Annotated in this window: 13 protein-coding genes and 1 pseudogene; 3 read left to right on the top strand and 11 right to left on the bottom strand. The window is 58.5% G+C overall.

Annotated elements, in window-relative coordinates; genetic code table 11:
- Positions 1–262: 262 nt before the first annotated feature.
- Positions 263–1455, top strand: a pseudogene (locus RAE07_RS11225) (IS1249 family transposase).
- Positions 1456–1784: 329 nt separating this feature from the next.
- Here RAE07_RS11225 and RAE07_RS11220 read toward each other — a convergent pair.
- From RAE07_RS11220 to RAE07_RS11200, 5 genes are all read right to left on the bottom strand, one after another.
- Positions 1785–2798, bottom strand: coding sequence for an alpha/beta hydrolase (locus tag RAE07_RS11220; protein WP_023020077.1), 1014 nt, complete (start codon positions 2796–2798; stop codon positions 1785–1787).
- 137 nt (positions 2799–2935) lie between these two features.
- Entirely contained in the window at positions 2936–4630 is a 1695-nt protein-coding gene (locus RAE07_RS11215; protein WP_248099967.1) for an arabinofuranosyltransferase AftB family protein, read from the bottom strand.
- Between the two features lie 53 nt (positions 4631–4683).
- The gene (locus RAE07_RS11210) at positions 4684–5664 is read right to left on the bottom strand and encodes a decaprenyl-phosphate phosphoribosyltransferase (RefSeq protein WP_317001829.1); all 981 of its coding nucleotides are present in this window, start codon (positions 5662–5664) and stop codon (positions 4684–4686) included.
- Entirely contained in the window at positions 5657–6172 is a 516-nt protein-coding gene (locus tag RAE07_RS11205) for a phosphatase PAP2 family protein (RefSeq protein ID WP_023020080.1), read from the bottom strand. The genes RAE07_RS11210 and RAE07_RS11205 overlap by 8 nt, the downstream gene beginning before the upstream one ends.
- Entirely contained in the window at positions 6162–8114 is a 1953-nt protein-coding gene (locus RAE07_RS11200; protein ID WP_317001828.1) for a glycosyltransferase, read from the bottom strand. The genes RAE07_RS11205 and RAE07_RS11200 overlap by 11 nt, the downstream gene beginning before the upstream one ends.
- A gap of 106 nt (positions 8115–8220) precedes the next feature.
- Here RAE07_RS11200 and RAE07_RS11195 point away from each other — a divergent pair, with 106 nt between their 5' ends.
- On the top strand, positions 8221–9483 hold the full coding sequence (locus tag RAE07_RS11195) for a DUF5129 domain-containing protein (RefSeq protein ID WP_317001827.1): 1263 nt from the start codon (positions 8221–8223) through the stop codon (positions 9481–9483).
- Here RAE07_RS11195 and RAE07_RS11190 read toward each other — a convergent pair.
- The 3 genes from RAE07_RS11190 to glf form a co-directional block, all read right to left on the bottom strand.
- Positions 9480–10067: a three-helix bundle dimerization domain-containing protein gene (locus RAE07_RS11190; RefSeq protein WP_317001826.1), complete on the bottom strand. Its 588-nt coding sequence runs from the start codon at positions 10065–10067 to the stop codon at positions 9480–9482. The two genes, RAE07_RS11195 and RAE07_RS11190, sit on opposite strands and share 4 nt — an antisense overlap.
- Before the next feature lie 65 nt (positions 10068–10132).
- Positions 10133–10333, bottom strand: a complete 201-nt coding sequence (locus RAE07_RS11185) for a DEAD/DEAH box helicase (RefSeq protein ID WP_317001825.1) — start codon at positions 10331–10333, stop codon at positions 10133–10135.
- Positions 10334–10373: 40 nt separating this feature from the next.
- Positions 10374–11570 carry a UDP-galactopyranose mutase gene (gene glf / locus RAE07_RS11180; protein ID WP_179387097.1) on the bottom strand — a complete coding sequence of 399 codons (1197 nt, stop codon included), beginning with the start codon at positions 11568–11570 and terminating at the stop codon, positions 10374–10376.
- A gap of 146 nt (positions 11571–11716) precedes the next feature.
- Between glf and RAE07_RS11175 the strand changes: the two genes are divergently transcribed.
- Positions 11717–13639, top strand: a complete 1923-nt coding sequence (locus RAE07_RS11175; protein ID WP_317001824.1) for an N-acetylmuramoyl-L-alanine amidase — start codon at positions 11717–11719, stop codon at positions 13637–13639.
- Here the strand turns inward: RAE07_RS11175 and RAE07_RS11170 are convergent.
- The 3 genes from RAE07_RS11170 to RAE07_RS11160 are packed head-to-tail and all read right to left on the bottom strand — an operon-like array spanning position 13636 to position 16802.
- On the bottom strand, positions 13636–14466 hold the full coding sequence (locus RAE07_RS11170) for an HAD family hydrolase (protein ID WP_317001823.1): 831 nt from the start codon (positions 14464–14466) through the stop codon (positions 13636–13638). The two genes, RAE07_RS11175 and RAE07_RS11170, sit on opposite strands and share 4 nt — an antisense overlap.
- A gap of 22 nt (positions 14467–14488) precedes the next feature.
- Positions 14489–16036: a glycerol kinase GlpK gene (gene glpK / locus RAE07_RS11165; RefSeq protein ID WP_317001822.1), complete on the bottom strand. Its 1548-nt coding sequence runs from the start codon at positions 16034–16036 to the stop codon at positions 14489–14491.
- Positions 16037–16064: 28 nt separating this feature from the next.
- Complete coding sequence (locus tag RAE07_RS11160; RefSeq protein WP_023020089.1) at positions 16065–16802, bottom strand: MIP/aquaporin family protein; 738 nt, start codon at positions 16800–16802, stop codon at positions 16065–16067.
- Between the last annotated feature and the right edge of the window lies 1 nt (position 16803).

The raw sequence follows: 16803 nt of genomic DNA, 5'->3' as shown, positions 1-16803 counted from the left end.
GCCGACGGCACTCCTGGTGCAATCTTTCAGCTCCTGACGTCTTTGAAGCCGAGAATTCAGCTACACTGACTAGAGCAGCATAGCTAACCCCCGACGTGTCCACTTTCCGGGGGTCAGGCCCTGTCTAAGATCAGGTATTTTTAGATTCTGACCTGTAGGGTTTCGCAGGATATATGCTTCGCGGGCGTATATCTGAGCTTCAGATGCGAAATCCACGATGCGGTAGCCAACCCGTGGTAATAGGCGGTGGTCTGGTGGCCCAATGCCAAAGGATCGACCACGTTGCCACTGCGGCGGCGATACCAAATGCAAAGGAACTACCCGAAGGCGGTGTAAGGCCTGCGGAGTTTCAGTCAATAAAAGCCGACCAGATGTCACCAAAGCTGCCGCATTGAGCCAGTTCATCGAACATTGCATCTCCACAACTTCACTGGAAGCTTTGGCTACACAAAATGGTGTCAGTGCTTCAACAACGAAACGACGCTTTAGCTGGTGCTGGCTTGTAGATGTTCCCGACCTCATCGTCGGTCATACCGGGCGGATCTATGACCAAGTCTTTATCGACGGCACCTACACCGCCAGCAGATGCTTAATCGTGGCCGGCACCCTAGACCACGTCATTGCCTGCCACTGGTCCAAGCGCGAAACCACCCATGCCTACATACAGTTATTGGAACGAATATCAGCGCCTTCAATCGCCGTCATTGACGGCGAGCAAGGAGCTGCTAGCGCCATCAAACAGTGCTGGCCTACCACTGTCATCCAACGCTGCCTGGTGCATGCTCAGCGTGTGATACGCCGCTATACCACCTCACGTCCACGTACTGATGCTGGGTGCCCCATCTACCAACTGGCACCCAAACTCACACGCATTACCACTATCGACCAAGCCAGCCAATGGGGCGCACAACTGAATGGATTCGCCTCGGTCTACCGCACCTGGTTAGAGGAAAAGACCCTCGTCAAAGACCCCAAACAGTCCATTGAACGCATACGTTGGCCCATGCAAACGTGCGCAAGGCCTACAACAGCCTGGCGTAGCGACCTGCTGCTTGTCTACCTCACCCCGCCTGAAGGAGTCGTTGATACTCACGAATATAAGCCACCACCAATAGTCTCGAAGGCGGAATCAACCCCCAGTTGAAATTACTAGCGAGAACAAACCGCGGACGACGCGGAGAACGCCAACGCCGAATGCTCGAGTGGTGGCTCTATCTAAAAGCAGAACTGCCCGACGAGCCACTACGCATCGCCAAGCAGTCCCACTGGGGCCAAGACCAACTCGCCAAAGTATCCATCCTGACCCACACCGAGAACCAAGCCGACCACGAAACAGGACGACCAGCCCTCTACGACAACGGTATCGACACCGAGTACACCCACTCAATCGGCATCCAAAAAGGCCAAATCCAATCCCAGCGACACGCCGAGCCAGACACACATTTTGACCCTTAAGCCAAGTTCTCCTCAAAACATCTCGTATCCCACAGGAAATTTTTATCTGGTACGCACGCTACAAGGCGAAACGGCGGAACTCGTGGTGCTATTACTGCTCCATCAATTTGATGGCTATGACCGCAAATAAAATCGGACTAGTCGCGTAGAACCATACCCGTGTCCACTCAATCAGATGTGGCAAGAGGCGACCCCCGTAGGGCCATTCAGATTCATACCAATTCAATATAGCGAGACCATGATTGTACTGCGATCTTCAACTCTAGCTGTCGGCCTTTAGTTATAAGGACACTGTTCAAACAACCAACTCTAGTAAATGAACTACTGCGCTACCACGCGTTCATCACGTTCAGAACTTGAGGTTTAGAGCGATTAAGCTGATAACCAAATTGTTCCCAGTTGTGCAGGCCTTGGGCTGGGTAGCTTACAGTCGGATTTAGACCTTGCAGCCGCGCAGCACCTTCCCACACGTGAGTAGTCACGTTAGACCCGACCTCTAAGGCTGCCCCAGCGGCTTGATGCTCTGGCAGATAATGGCTGTCCCCAGGACCAGGAATACCAGAGGCCGAAGAAATATATAGATTAGTGTTACGCAATTGAGGGATCAGCAACAGCGGATCGTTTTGGAAACGCTTCGGATTAAACAGCGATCCGTACATTGCATTGATATTGAAGCCACCAGCATCCAACATAGCCAGACGCATGAACGTCTGTGCCCCCGGAACAGTGGTAGTCAAGAAACCGGAAAAAGACAGCGCTTGCCGGAATTGATTCGGGTGCTTCGCTGCCAGGGTTAGCGCGGCACCAGCGCCCATCGACAAACCCGCAATAGAGTTATTGTTACGTGCAACGCCGAAGTTTCGCTCCAGATAGCCTGGGAGTTCGCTGGTCAGAAACGTCTCCCATTTATAATTAACGGGGTTTGATAGATCGTAGGTCGCAGGCCCCTGCCAATCAGCATAGAAGGAAGCGGCACCGCCAACCGGCATAGCCAAGGTAATGTTGTGCGGCTCGTAGGTCCTTGCAGCATTGACGTCGTTTACCCACGCGTTGGTGCGATCGGTGGCACGGAGACCATCAAGCAAATAGAGGGCAGCATTGCCGCCGCGCTTTGCGGGCTGGATCTGTACCGGGATGGTGCGGCCCATGGCCTGGGACCAAACGTCACAGCGCTGGACCCACCAGGCAACCTTGTCCCACTCGCACGTACCAGTGGCGTCACGGCGCAGCCAGTCGCGGTTGGCTGCTTCTGCCGGCTGGGACCCCGCCACGACGGCTAGGCCCAAAGCTACGGCAACTGCCATGATGACTGATAGGACGCGACCCTTGATGGAAGCAGTCATCTTTCTCCTCCAAACTACTCGGTGATTGTCACTAAGCTCTATCGTCCGAACCCTGTATATCGTTAACGTCACGGATCGATAACAATGTCACAGGTTAGTGTAACTTAGGTTGGCCCTAAAGTCTGCATTTGAAGGAATTAGTGCAGGTAGTCCGAGGGATCCGAGGAGAAGGCTAGGGTCCGCCCGTCTGTCAGGGAGAATTTAATATTTTTCCAGAAACGGTCCCAAGTTAAAGGATCCCTGTAGGTAGCGAAGAGTTTCTGAAAATCGGCGTCGTCAAGAGCGGCGCGAGCCTTGGCAACCTCGTACTTATCAATCCACGCCGGAACGTCGTCAATATCGACGGCAGAGTCTGCCACCTGCCATGACATGTCCAAGCTCTTGTCGTGCCCAATGCGCCCACCCTCGATGCGTGGCTGGCGCGCCGCCAAAGGATTGCTGAGTCCAATATTGTCCAGCACGCGAATATCCAGCGGTGCATTCATGGAAGAAAGGCCCAAATTGAGCAGGTAAACGGTGGGTGGGTCGGTGCGCGAGGGATCTGCGGGGGCGGCCATCCACGAAAACCTATCTTCACCCTTGATATAGCGGAAGGTCATGGCGTCGCCGGCCTCCAGCTCGTCGATACCTTCCTGGTAGTCCTCCATAAACTTGGCACCGAGGAATTCTTCGGCTCGCCTGGGAGGATTCTCACGCTGGGTCGCGTAGGTCCAGAAATCGCGCTCATCCACGATGGAGATCTCGCCCTCGTAGATGCTGCGGTCCACCGGATGTCCGCGCAGAACGATAACTAGCGCCCATACCGCACAGAAAACGGAGGCTATCCATACTCGAACGCTGACCACAAAAATGGGAAGCAGTGCCGCAAAAAGTGGGAGCAAAAGCATGCGGCCGTGCATGAAATCTCCTCCCACGCGCAGCACGTAGAGCGTGTGAATGAGCGCAGTGCCTTCAAAGAGATAAATAGCGGTGGCAGTAGAACGCACCGCGGTGGGGCGCAGATTTGCCTTCCATAGACCTGCCACGGCGAGCACGATAAGCGGCAGGAAGAGCCAGTATGGGCCGACAAAATCCGCCAGGTAGGTAAACCCCTTGCCCCATTCGGCCCCAGCCGCAGACTTAGCCACGGCCGTGTGCGGGGTTAGTAGACCGTAGTAGCCCATGCGGAAAATCTCATAGGCCAACGGCAGCGGCACCGCGGCGGCAAGAATCTTCCACGAGCGGTGGGATACAAGAAGCACGATTCCCACCAGACCGCCGTATAAAGCGAGCTCTGGGCGCACCAGCCAGGACAATCCGGCCCAGAAGGCGAGCCAATAGGCATCGCTATTGCTCCCAGAGTGGCGGCGCGGGCGCGTCCAACGCAGCAAAAGCCGCCACAGCATAGCGAGATAGAAGATGCACAAGCCCCATTCCAGGCCAGAGGTAAAAAAGTCTCGGGCCGGCGGCAGGGCCAGATACACTAGCGCGCCGGCCGGAAGAACGGCGCCAGTGCGCATGCTTGCCGCAGCGCCCGTACCGACTACCATTGCCGCGACCGCCAGAATGAGCCCCAAGTAAATGGCGATGCCTTCTAGGTTTGCGTGGGTCACCCAGCGCACCAGGAAAATGAGGTACTGCCACAGCGTGGAGGTATTGGCCTCTACGCGTTCGCCCATATTGAACACGGGCCCATTTCCGGCTTCGAGGTTGCGCACGGTGCGCAGGACAATGAGTCCGTCATCGGAAATCCAGCGGCGCGCAAAACCGCCCCACAAAGATAAAACACCGATCACAAGAACGACCGCCGGGGTACTCCAGCGGGCGATACTCTTGTGGTCGGTGTTAAGCACGGGAAGAAAGTTTATCAGCCCCGCGGAAAATTTCTATATCGATTCAGCTGTGTCTAGAACAACGGCATGATATACACCGCCATGGCGATGCAAGCGAGCCAAGCCAAAGCGAGAACCTGCAAAGTGCGGTCCTCCAGTGCAATCTCATCCGGAGCGCCACCCTGGCCGCGGTCCACATCGGCCGCATAGCGCAAGATGGCGATGGTAAACGGCACCATGGAGACTTGGTACCACACGCCACCGGTCTGGGCATCGTTAGCAAGCTCGAAGCCCCAGAGGGTGTAGCAGATAACCACCGCGGTGGCGGCTAGCGTCCACACGAAGCGCAGGTAGGTAGGCGTATAACCTTCCAGGGACTTGCGGATTTTCGCGCCGGTTTGCTCCACAAGAAGGATCTCCGAGTAGCGCTTGCCTGAGGCCATAAATAGCGAGCCAAAGGCCGCCACCAGCAGGAACCACTGCGAAAGCTCGATGCCTGCAGCCACGCCACCGGCCATGGTGCGCAGCATGAAGCCGGAGGAAACCAGGGCGATATCAATCACCGGCATGTGCTTCCAACCGAAGCAATAGCCCAATTGCAACGCGATATAAATCGCCATCACAATTGCCAGCTGCGGGCCAGCGGTAGCAAGGAAGGATAGCCCGATGGACAAGCAGATGAGCACCACGGCCATGACATAGGCGAGCTTGATGGGCAGCACGCCGGAGGCAATCGGGCGGAAGCGTTTGGTCGGATGCTCCTGATCCTCGCGCCAGTCCTTCGCATCATTGATCAGGTAGATGGAGGAAGCGCCGAGGCAGAAGACGACGAAGGCCAAGAGGACATCGACAAACACGCGGCCGTGAAATAGGGCATCGGCGCCGGCCGCGGCGGGGGCCGCCAGCACGAGGACGTTTTTGACCCACTGCTTGGGACGCAGGGCCTTAATCATGCCATCGACAAGATTCTTCGGCGGCTTGCGCTTGCGGCCGGTATCTACGCCAGAGGTGTGCGGTTCCGAATGGAAAAAGTGCTGGTTTCCATCATCACTCATGCTTCATTCCTTTCATCACGACCTCTGCGGTAGCAGCGCCGATGGCCGCACCCACTGCCGTATCTGTTGGGTAGTGCACTCCGAGGACCATACGCGATGCCATCATGACTGGCACGCCGAGAAGCGGCGCCTTGCAGCCGGTAAGGCGGCTCGCCGCCACCAGGAATGCAGTAGTCGAGGTCGCGTGCGAACTGGGAAAAGATAGCTTGGAGGGAGTCTTTACCCCCACGCGCACGTACGGATAATCGGGGCGCTTGCGGCGCACGATGCGCTTGAGCACCACGCTAGCGGCGTGCGCGAGAAAAGCAGCAGCGCCCACCCGGATCCAGCCCTCGCGGCGGCGCTTGTCGACGCCCGCCCCTACCGCAGCGCTGCCCATCCAGCCCAGGGCATGCTCGCCCCAGTGGCTCAGCCCGCGGGCGGTAGGAAGCACGCCGGGCACGTCAAAGGCCGCACCCTGGATGGATTCGAGGACGCGCGATTCTGCTACGGAAAGTTTATTGGGCATCAAAGACCTTCTTCCAGGACTCGCGCGAGGTCAGTTCCGGCTGCGCCGCACGGTATTCAGCGCGCAGGTCATCGAAGTTTTCCTCGATCTCCTTCAGTAGCTCGCGGGTCTGCGATACGAGGTCTTTGGCCAAGTCGCGGTCGCGCTTACGGAAGGCCACACCGGTGCCACCTGCGGTAGAGACGGTGGCAGAGTCCACGCGGGAAAGGGTAAACCACCGGGCCTCGTCCGGAGTGAGGTTAAGCTGAGGCGCCTCGTGGTGCGCAGCGTCTTCCTTGCTCACGAGGTGCTTGAGGCCCTTGATGGCCCACGGGATCTTCTTAATCTTGGCTAGGCGGCCGCCGATATTGCGCGTAGGCACACCCGGCGCGCCGGTGGGAGAGGGCAGCTCATCTGCGGATTCCAAAATAACAGCATCGGAATAGTTCTTGCGGATTTCCGCGATGCGCGGCAGCGAGGACTCCAGGATGTCAAAGAGATGGTCCGGCCCCGCTAGGAAGTCGCGCATAGCTTCAATCTGGATGGCCATGGTGGAGTATTCCATGCACATGGTGTGCTTGAGGGTGGACTTAAAGATGGACTTGGTAATGCCCTTGGCCGGTCCCTCGTGGTACATCGCGGCCACGATGAGGCGGTTGCGTAGGTGGAAGTAGGCCTGCCAGTCAATGGCATCGTCCTTATCAGCCCAGGCCATGTGCCAGATGGCGGCACCCGGCCAGGTCACCGTGGGGAATCCGTTGCGCGCTGCCCGCAGGGAGTACTCGGTATCGTCCCACTTGATAAACAGTGGCAACGGCTGGCCGTTGGTTTCGGCCACGATGCGCGGGAAGAGGCACATCCACCAGCCGTTGTATTCCACGTCAACGCGGCGGTGCAGCGCGCGGGAATCGTACTTCTTGGGATCCAGGTGAGTCTCGCGGGTGCCGATGGCGCGCAGCGGGTACTTGGCAAAGTCGTGATCGTAGACGGCGTGCGGCGCCGCGCCCCACATGAAATCGGCACGGTTAACCTGCTCGCCGGTAGTGCGCAGCTGGGAGCGCTCCTGCAGGTTGAGCATCTGGCCACCGACGATAATGGGCTTGGCGGCGTAACGGGCCGCCTGAACCGCACGCAGCACGGAGTCCGGTTCGATGGCGATGTCATCGTCCATATAAAGGATGAAGGGCGAATCGGTATTTTCCAGCGCCTCGTACATAATGCGGGAGTAGCCACCGGAGCCGCCTAGGTTGCCCTGGCGGAACTCGCGGAAGCGCTCGCCAAAGTGAGCGACTGCCTCGTCATAGCCTGGCTCATCGGCAGGGTGCTGGTTTCCTTGGTCCGGCATGAGGACGAAGTCGATGATTTCATCGACTACTGGGTCCTCGGCCAATGCCTTAAGGGCTGCTACGGCATCGGTCGGGCGGTTGAAAGTGGGAATGCCTACCGCCACGCGCTTGTCTTGGGCCGGCTGCTCGGAGCCGTCCGGCAGCACCTGCGGGCCGGGGGCGTGGGGGGAGCACCAGGCGGCGTCGGCAAGCGTGGTGTCCTGCTCGGCGGTGATATCGAACCACAGCCAGCCGCCGTCCTCGAAGTTTTTGAGTGGCAGCTCGAACTCATGGTGGCCGGTGCCTACCAGGTGGTTGGCCACGGAAATGCGCTGGCCATCCTGCTTGGAGCGGTAGAGGGAAATATTTGCCTGCCCCTCAATGTCCAGGCTGAGGATCACGGAGCGCAGCTGGGACCAGCGGCGCCAGTAGGAGGCTGGGAAGGCGTTGAAGTATGTTTCAAAAGATGCTTCCTCGCCGGCCGGAATGGTGACGGAGGTGCGGTTAAACCAGCTGAGGCGTTCGCGGTTTTGCTCGGCCTCGATGAGGTAGAGCATCCGCACATCAAAGGGCTCGCCGCGCTTAGGCAGCAGGATGCGCTGCAGGGGCTCATGGGCCTGAGTGTTGTTGGCAGTCACGATAGCTTCGATTCTCCAAACGGTATAAACAGTAGTCAGCGATTTAGCGTAGTTGCTTTTGCATAAGTACTACGGTTTACACGCGGAGCCCGTAAGATGGAACATCATGAGATGGGTTCCTTGCGCGGCAGCAGTAGGTCTTCTCGCTGTAGCCAGCGCGCCCGCCGCTATCGCAGAGGAAAAGCCCGCGGTGGAGTTTCTGGACCACGCCCAAATCCTCAGCAATTCGGACGAAGATGCCATCAAATCGCAAGCGCAGTCCATACATTTTCCGGATTCCGTGCACGAGGTCGTCTACGCTACGTATCCGAACTCGGGCGAAGAATTTTCCCGGACTCTGTCCCATGACTTGGCCCGCGAGCATCCACATTTCATTAGCGGAAGTGGGTTACAGAAAAATGTGCTCGTCATCGCGGTAGGTTTTGAGCCCAATAGTATGGCTGTGCACTGCGGCACAGAGGTGTGCCAGGACATCAAGATTTATGACGAGGGCCGCGTGGATGGCATCTTGGACCAGATGCGGCCGGCGCTGGCGGACGATGACTATACCGTCGGCATGATCCTGGCGACGCGCGCCGCCGCGGATACCACCGTGCGCCGGCAATATACGCAGGATGTGCCCACGTGGTCCGTGTTCATCGCAGCCACTATGGTGCTCGTGGTTCTGGGCGCGGCCGGCCTCATTACCTACTTGTTCATCCGCCGCGCCCGCGTGCGCAAGCGCTTCGATTATATTAAGGGCGCTCGCGACGGGGCTGAGGAACTCATCAAGCGCACGGAGGCACGGATTGACGCCCTGCATTCCCCCTTGGCGGGCGACTACCTGAAGGTACAGTGGCGCTCTCTGGTCAATCAGTACACTGATGCGCGACCGACGCTCAAGGCGCTGGAGAACATCCAAGACTATTCCCTGCACGCTGTCTCCATTAAGGAGGCATACAAAGCGCTCAAGCAAATCAATACGGCCGCAGCGCAGATAGATTCCTTGGAAAATTTCTGCGCCGGCGATACTGCAGTGCGCGCGGGCGAGGTGCAATGGCTGCTTGGCGACGCCCAAGCGGCCCTCTCTCGCCAGCCCGACAACGCCAGCTTGCGCCAGATAACGCAGCGCATTAATGAGCTGTCCCAGGATTTGTCGCGGGAAGACTTCGACTCCGCCTTCGCTCGCGTCCTCGAGGATTACCACCCCATGGTGGGCGCGCTGCCAGAAAGGCTATATCCGCAGCGCGACCGTAAAACTCCCCCGCTTTTGGGCACGCCGGAATGGCGCCCCGGCATGGGCACGCATTACATGCCCTATAGGTTTGCGGGCTTCTGGGTGGCCAATAATAACGTCTCCTCCCAGCTGCCCGACCCATATCGCTTCTAGGCGTTGACCGGTTCGGCTACCGGATCAATGCCCAGCTTATTGAGCATGTAGAGTACGCGGGCTTCGAGGTCATCAGCCAATTCGCGCGCCTCCTCCACGGTATCCGCGGCAGGAATATCCCAAATTTTGATGTCCTTGCCTGCCTCATCGCGTTCTACCTCGCGGCCCAAGAACACGATGTAATCCGGCATCGCTACCGTGCGCACCTCATCGAGGTACTTATTCGGGGCCTCGCCCATGCCGCGCTCGTTCATGACGTGGGCAAGGTGGCCTTCCGCTTCGTTTTCTGGGTGAGCAACGGCGGTATCTACAAAGAGGGCTTCGCCGGCGTGCTTGCGGGTCAGTTCCGCCGCGGCTTGGGCCAGCGCATTATTAGTACCGGCTGCAAAGCGAACGTGCAGGCGGTGAGCACCGAAGTAGTCGCGCACCTCACGCTCCACCAAAAGCGGCACGAATTCATCGAGCTCCGCCTTTTTGGTGTGCTTGGCAATAACCTCATCGAGCTTGGCATCGATTTCCGCGGCCGTGTACTCGTGGCCGTAGTTCTCGTGCAGATCTTGGCGCAGGGTTTCAAACTGGTTCATTGTTATCCCCTTTCTCGGATTATTGTCCCGTTTGCTAACTGTTAACCTGGCGTTAACTTTAATAGTTAACGATGGGTTAAGTCAAACGGTTGGGAATAACCCAATAGTTTTCTGCACCAAGAAAGCGGAAAGGCCCGCCGGGAGTTCCGGCAGGCCTTCTTGGACTGTTCCTTCTTTTTATCGGGAATGCGCGCTGCGCGGCTACGCAATTTCAGGTGCTCCTGCAGCCGTTCCGGCGACATTTTCCACATGCGGCGGTCAGCCATGCCGTCACCTCCTTTCTTCAGAGGTGATCAAGCATAGCGCTTAGTGGCCACGCTCCTGCTCTATAGCCTTGCCTTCGTTCCAGAAGGGCGCGAGCTTATTATCAAACATGGACAGCGCTGAACCGATAGCCATGTGCATATCCAGGTACTGGTAGGTACCCAGGCGGCCACCGAAGAGAACTTTATTATCCTTCGACTCCTGGGCGGCGAGCTTACGGTAGGCCTCCAGCTTGGTGCGATCCTCTGGGGTATTGATTGGGTAGTACGGCTCATCGCCCTTATCGGCAAAGCGCGAATACTCCTTCATGATGACCGTCTTATCCTTCGGGTACTTATCCTTACGCTCCGGGTGGAAGTGGCGGAACTCATGGATGCGGGTGTAGTCCACGTCCGCATCGTTGTAGTTCATCACCGGGGTGCCTTGGAAGTCGCCGGTATCCAGCACCTCCAAGTCAAAGTCGAGGGTGCGCCACCCCAGCTCGCCCTCGGCAAAATCAAAGTAGCGATCCAATGGGCCGGTGTAGACCACGGGCGCATCTGGGGACTCGGCACGCAACTCATCGCGCACCTCGAACCAATCGGTATCCAGGCGGACCTCAATATTGTCGTGGTCAGCCATGTTTTCTAGCCATGCCGCGTAGCCGTCGACCGGCAGGCCCTCATAGGTGTCGTTGAAGTAGCGATTGTTGAAGGTATAGCGCACCGGCAAGCGAGTGATATTCGCGGCCGGCAGCTCCTTCGGGTCGGTCTGCCACTGCTTCGCGGTGTAATCGCGGATAAAGGCCTCATATAGCGGGCGGCCGATGAGCGAGATGGCCTTCTCCTCCAGGTTTTGCGCTTCTTCCGGGGAGAATTCGCCGGCCTGATCTTTGATGAGCTGGCGGGCCTCATCTGGGGAGTAGTAGCGGCCGAAGAACTGGTTGATAAGACCCAGACCCATCGGGAATTGGTAGGCGGTGCCATCGTGCATGGCAAAGACGCGGTGCTGGTAGTCGGTGAAATCGGTGAACTTATTGCAGTAATCCCACACGCGCTTATTAGAGGTGTGGAAGAGGTGCGCGCCGTACTTGTGCACCTCGATTCCGGTGGTGGGTTCGGCCTCGGAGTAGGCATTGCCGCCGAGGTGATTGCGGCGCTCCACAATGAGCACCTTCTTATCCAGCTGGCTAGCGGCGCGCTCGGCAACCGTTAGACCAAAAAATCCAGAGCCAACAACGATGAGGTCATAAGAAGTCATGGCCTCCACTTTATTGCACTACGGCAGCTGACACGGCGCATCGGCGTGTCGCAACAGATTTCACAGAAGCCACAAACGTACCATCACTATCAACTCTTAACTTTTGGCAACCGTTTTTACAGCTGCACAACCCTAGGGAGATAACAGTGCAACAACGACGTCGACTAGTACCCACCAGGTCAAAATGGTCCACCCCCGTCATCGCGGCGGTCACCTCCATCGCACTCGCCGTGACGGCCGCATTCGGCGGACAGCAAGTTCTCAAGACCCAAGACTCCGCCAACGGCGGTCCCATTGAGGTCAAAAATTCCTCCTCTAGCTTCAGTGACGGCGAATCCATCGTCGTCGATGACCCAGCCGTAGCCGCTCAGGGCGACGGCGAAAGCCGCCGCGCGGTCAAGCAGTTCCACCGCGACGAAACCTTCAACATGTTCGCCGTCACCTGGGAGGGCAAGCGAGATATCAACTCCTTCGTCCGCTCCAAGCAGCAGGACGGTTCCTGGAGCGAGTGGCTGCCCATGGATGCAATGAATTACACCGAGGGCAAGAACGGCACCGAACTCATCTTCGTGGGCGATACCAACGATGTGCAGGTTTCCATGGCCAACGTTGACCTCGTGACCGGTTCCAACCTCGACAAGAAGGAAGACTCCCTCCTGGACAAGGCCGCCAAGGGCGCTGATGCCAACCGCCCCGCGCCGCTTGCGTACAACGTCGGCGATATCTCCCCCGTGGCCGATGAGCGCACCCAGGTAGCGGATCTCGACGCCGTGTTTATCGACGGCAACGCCCAAGAAGGCGAAGCCATCGAGCCCACCGCAGAAACCGCGGGCATGCCTAAGGTAGTCACCCGCGCCGGCTGGGGAGCAGACGAATCTAAGCGCTGCCAGGAGCCAACCTACGACAATGACCTCAAGGCCATGACCCTGCACCACACCGCGGGTACCAATAACTACACCCGCGCACAGGCAGCGGCACAGGTACGCGGTGCCTACGACTACCATGCGCAGACCCTGGGTTGGTGCGATATCGGCTATAACGTGCTGGTGGATAAATTCGGCACCATCTACGAAGGCCGCTACGGCGGCTTGGACAAGGCCGTACAGGGTGCCCACGTGGGTGGCTTCAACTCTAATAACTGGGGCATTTCCATGATTGGCAACTACGAGGAAACCGAGCCTTCCCGCGAGATGCTCAACTCCGTGGCGGAGATTGCCGGCTGGAAAGCCGCTATTTCTGGCATCGATCCAATGGGCAAGGCCAGCTTGTACTCCGGCGGATTCAACGGCTCCAAGTTCCCTGCAGGAACCACGGCCACCGTGCCGGCCTTCGCGGGCCACAACGATTTCCACTACACGGCTTGCCCGGGCCAGTACACCACGCGCCACTGGGACGAGATTCGAAAGAATACCAAGCGCAAGGCGGATGCCATCAAGTCCGGCAAGAACAGCACGGACCTGAACTGGCAAGAGTCTCCACAGCCAAATACCCCCAAGACCCCGCAACCAAATACCCCCAAGACCCCGCAACAGGTGGGCGGAGAAATCATGTCCTCGCTTGGCGAGGTCGAGGTACCGGTCTCCACTATCTCCGCCCTTGCCGGCATCGCTGCCGCCGTCTTCGGCGTGCTCATCGCCAATGAGCGCCTGCAGAAGCCTGATACCGATCAGAAGGTGGCGGGCAACCTGACCACCGGCGATATCCCGGAGATTGTCAATAAGGTTGTCCAGGTCTCCAACAACGAGGGATTGAAGGAATCCTGGACCTCCGTCCTCAACGCTTTCGGTCCGGTCCTAGGCCTGGCAGTCGGCGGCCCGGATACTACCGACGGCGGCAAGATCCTCTACCAGCTCTTCCAAAATGGCGTGGTGCTCTCCTCCAAGGAATCCGGCACCAAGGCGTTGACGGGTGAGATTGCCAAGAAGTGGTCCGAGGGCGATAATGCCTCCAAGCTCGGCCTGCCTACCTCCAACGAGGAAAAGAATGGCAAGGAAATCCGTGTGAAGTTCCAGGGTGGCGAGATTGTCTACAACACCGAAACGGAAAAGGTAGACATCTTCACCGACTAGAACCAGCGCTCTAGCACCTTTGCGACGCCCGCCTGGTGGTTAGCCACGGTGACCGTATCCGCGGCCGCCTTAACCTCCGGGTGGGCGTTTTCCATAGCCACACCACAGCCTGCCCACTGCAGCATTTCTATATCGTTGGGCATATCCCCAAAGGCGATGACCCCGGCCTGATCCACGCCTGCATGATCTGCGAGCCATTCCACGCCGCGACGCTTGGTAACCTTCGGTGCGGCAACTTCCAACATGCCTTCATTAATCGAGTAGGTCACATGGGCCAATTCTGGATCAATGTGCGGGGAAATAAGGTCGTAGAGTTCCGGCGCGGAATAATCGGTATTGCGGATAAGAAACTTCACCGCCGGCTGCCCCACAAGCTCGCCCATGCTGACCACCCCGAAGCCCTCAAAGAGGGCGTTTTCGGAGTAGTGCCGCTCGACTACGAAGAGGTCCTCGACGGCGTCGGCAAGCGAGCCCCCTGCCCGCTCCGCGCCGAAGCCCACGGTGCCCAACACCGTCTGGGCCACATCCACCACTTCTGCCAACGCTGCGGGTGAAAGCTCGTGGGCGGACATCACGCGGTCCTCCGCGGAATCATAGAGCACCGCCCCATTCGAAGTCACACACACCGGGCGGACGGGAAGCTGCTCCAACACGGGAGCTATCCACCGGAACGGCCGGCCAGTGGAAAGCGCAAAATAGGCACCCTGTTGGACCGCCCGCGCCACGGCGTCACGGTTGCGACGCGGGACACGGTGGTTGCGGTCCAGCAGGGTGCCATCAATATCGCTCGCGATGAGGCGAGGAGCGCGGGCAGGGAAATTCTCCATACCCGCGAGTTTACTTCAGGACTTAGAAGTCCAGATCCTCTTCCTTATCATCCTCCCAGTCCAAGGAACGCTTAATAGCGCGCTTCCAGTCGCGGTAGAGAGCCTCTACCTCTTCCTTCTCGCGCTTCGGCTTAAACACCTTCATGTCTCCTGTCTGGCTACCCAAAACGCTCAGGTCATCCCAGAAGCCATGGTCCAAACCTGCCGCGAAGGCCGCGCCGGTCGCGGTGGTCTCGATATTCTTCGGACGGTGTACCTCCACGCCGAGCATGTCCGCTTGGAACTGCATCAGCAGTTCATTCATGGTCATGCCACCATCCACGCGCAGCTCGGTGATCTCCACGCCGGAGTCCGCCACCATCGCATCAGCCACGTCGCGGGTCTGGTAGGCGGTGGACTCGAGCACGGCGCGGGCCAAGTGCTTGCGGTTGGCAAAGCGGGTCAGACCCACGATGACGCCACGAGCATCCGCGCGCCAATACGGGGCGAAGAGGCCAGAGAAGGCAGGCACAATGTAGACGCCGCCGTTGTCTTTAACCTCGCGAGCTAGGTTCTCGATGGAGGCAGCATTCGGGATGATCTGCAGGTTATCGCGCAGCCACTGCACTAGGGAACCGCCCATGGACACGGAGCCTTCCAGAGCGTAGACGGGGCGCTCGCCCTCACGCTGGAAGCACACGGTGGTCAGCAGGCCATTCTCAGAGAACTTCGGGGTGGTACCCGTGTTCAGCAGGAGGAACAATCCGGTTCCGTATGTATTCTTTGCGGAGCCGGCACGGAAGCAGCCTTGGCCAAACATCGCAGACTGCTGGTCACCCAGGATGGCGCGGATAGGCACACCGGAAAGCGAACCGCGCTCACGCACGGTACGGAAATCACCGAGGGATGGGCGAATCTCCGGCAGCATGGACATGGGGATGCCCATCTCCTTGCACAGTTCCTCATCCCACTCCAGCTTTTCGATGTCCATGAGCAGGGTGCGGGAGGCATTGGTGACGTCGGTAGCATGCAGAGCCTCACGGCCGGCATCGCCCTCGGCACCGCCGGTGAGGTTCCACAACAGCCAGCTATCAATGGTGCCGAAGAGCAGATCACCGGACTCGGCGCGCTCGCGTGCGCCCTCGACGTTATCGAGGATCCACTTCACCTTCGGACCGGCCGGGTAGGAGTTGATGAAAAGACCGGTGCGGCGGCGCCACTTTTCCGGGCCTTCCTCTCCCGAGAGCTCCTTACAGATGGAGGTGGTGCGGGTATCTTGCCAGACAATAGCGTTGTAGACCGGCTTGCCGGTGTGCTTATCCCACACCACGGTGGTCTCTCGCTGGTTGGTGATACCTACCGAGTCAATGTCTTCCACGGTGATATCGCCATTGGCAAGAGCCTCACCGACGGCGCGACGGGTATTGCTCCAGATTTCTTCCGGATCGTGTTCTACCCAGCCTTTTTCCGGGAAGATCTGCTCGTGCTCGAGCTGACCAACGGCAGCCTGCTCGCCGTTGTGGTCAAAGATGATGCAGCGCGTCGACGTGGTTCCCTGGTCGATAGCGGCGACGTATTTCTTGTTAGTCATGTGTCTAGTCTCCTATACGAAGATGGAATTAGAGCGCAACGGACAACAGGCCAACGGCTACGGCCGCGACCAATGGGGCCACGATGGGGACCCAAGCATAGCCCCAGTTCGCGCTGCCTTTGTCTTGGATGGGCAAGATGAATGCATAAGCAATTCGCGGGCCCAGATCACGGACCGGATTGATGGCATAACCCGTAGGGGTACCCAGGGACAGGCCGATCGCCACCACAACGAAAGCAACGGCAAAGTAGCTCATTGGGCCAAGCTCGCCGCCGGTGGGGCCGAAGGCAATGAACATCAACAGCACGCAGGTGGCGATGAACTCCGTCACCGCATTCCAGCCGTTCTTAGGATGTGCCGGCTTGGTAAAGAAGATACCGTTCGTGTCCTTATTGGCGCCGGTGACGTTTCCGGCGTCGTCGTAATTATTGGCGTCGAAAAGCTGCTTGAAGGCAGCCCATGCCAGGATGGCACCGAGGATAGCGCCGAGGATCTGGCCCAGGAAGTAGTACGGCACCAGAGACCACTCGAGCGAGCCATTGACGGCCAACATTACGGTGACGGCGGGGTTAAGGTGCCCGCCCGTGGGATCGGCCACACTGGCACCGACGAAGACACCCATACCCCAACCCAGGGCGATAACGACCCAATCGGAGCCGCGCGCGCCAGAGGTGCGCAGGTTTACCAGCGCACATACGCCGTTTCCTAGAAGGAGCAGCAACGCAGTGCCGATAAACTCCCACAGGAATGCATCAAATCCGGTCATA

The sequence above is a fragment of the Corynebacterium nasorum genome (assembly GCF_032821635.1).
GTDB classification, from domain to species: Bacteria; Actinomycetota; Actinomycetes; order Mycobacteriales; family Mycobacteriaceae; genus Corynebacterium; species Corynebacterium kefirresidentii.
The sequence above is the reverse complement of the archived record's forward strand: the minus strand, read 5'-3'. Positions and strand labels throughout refer to the sequence as shown.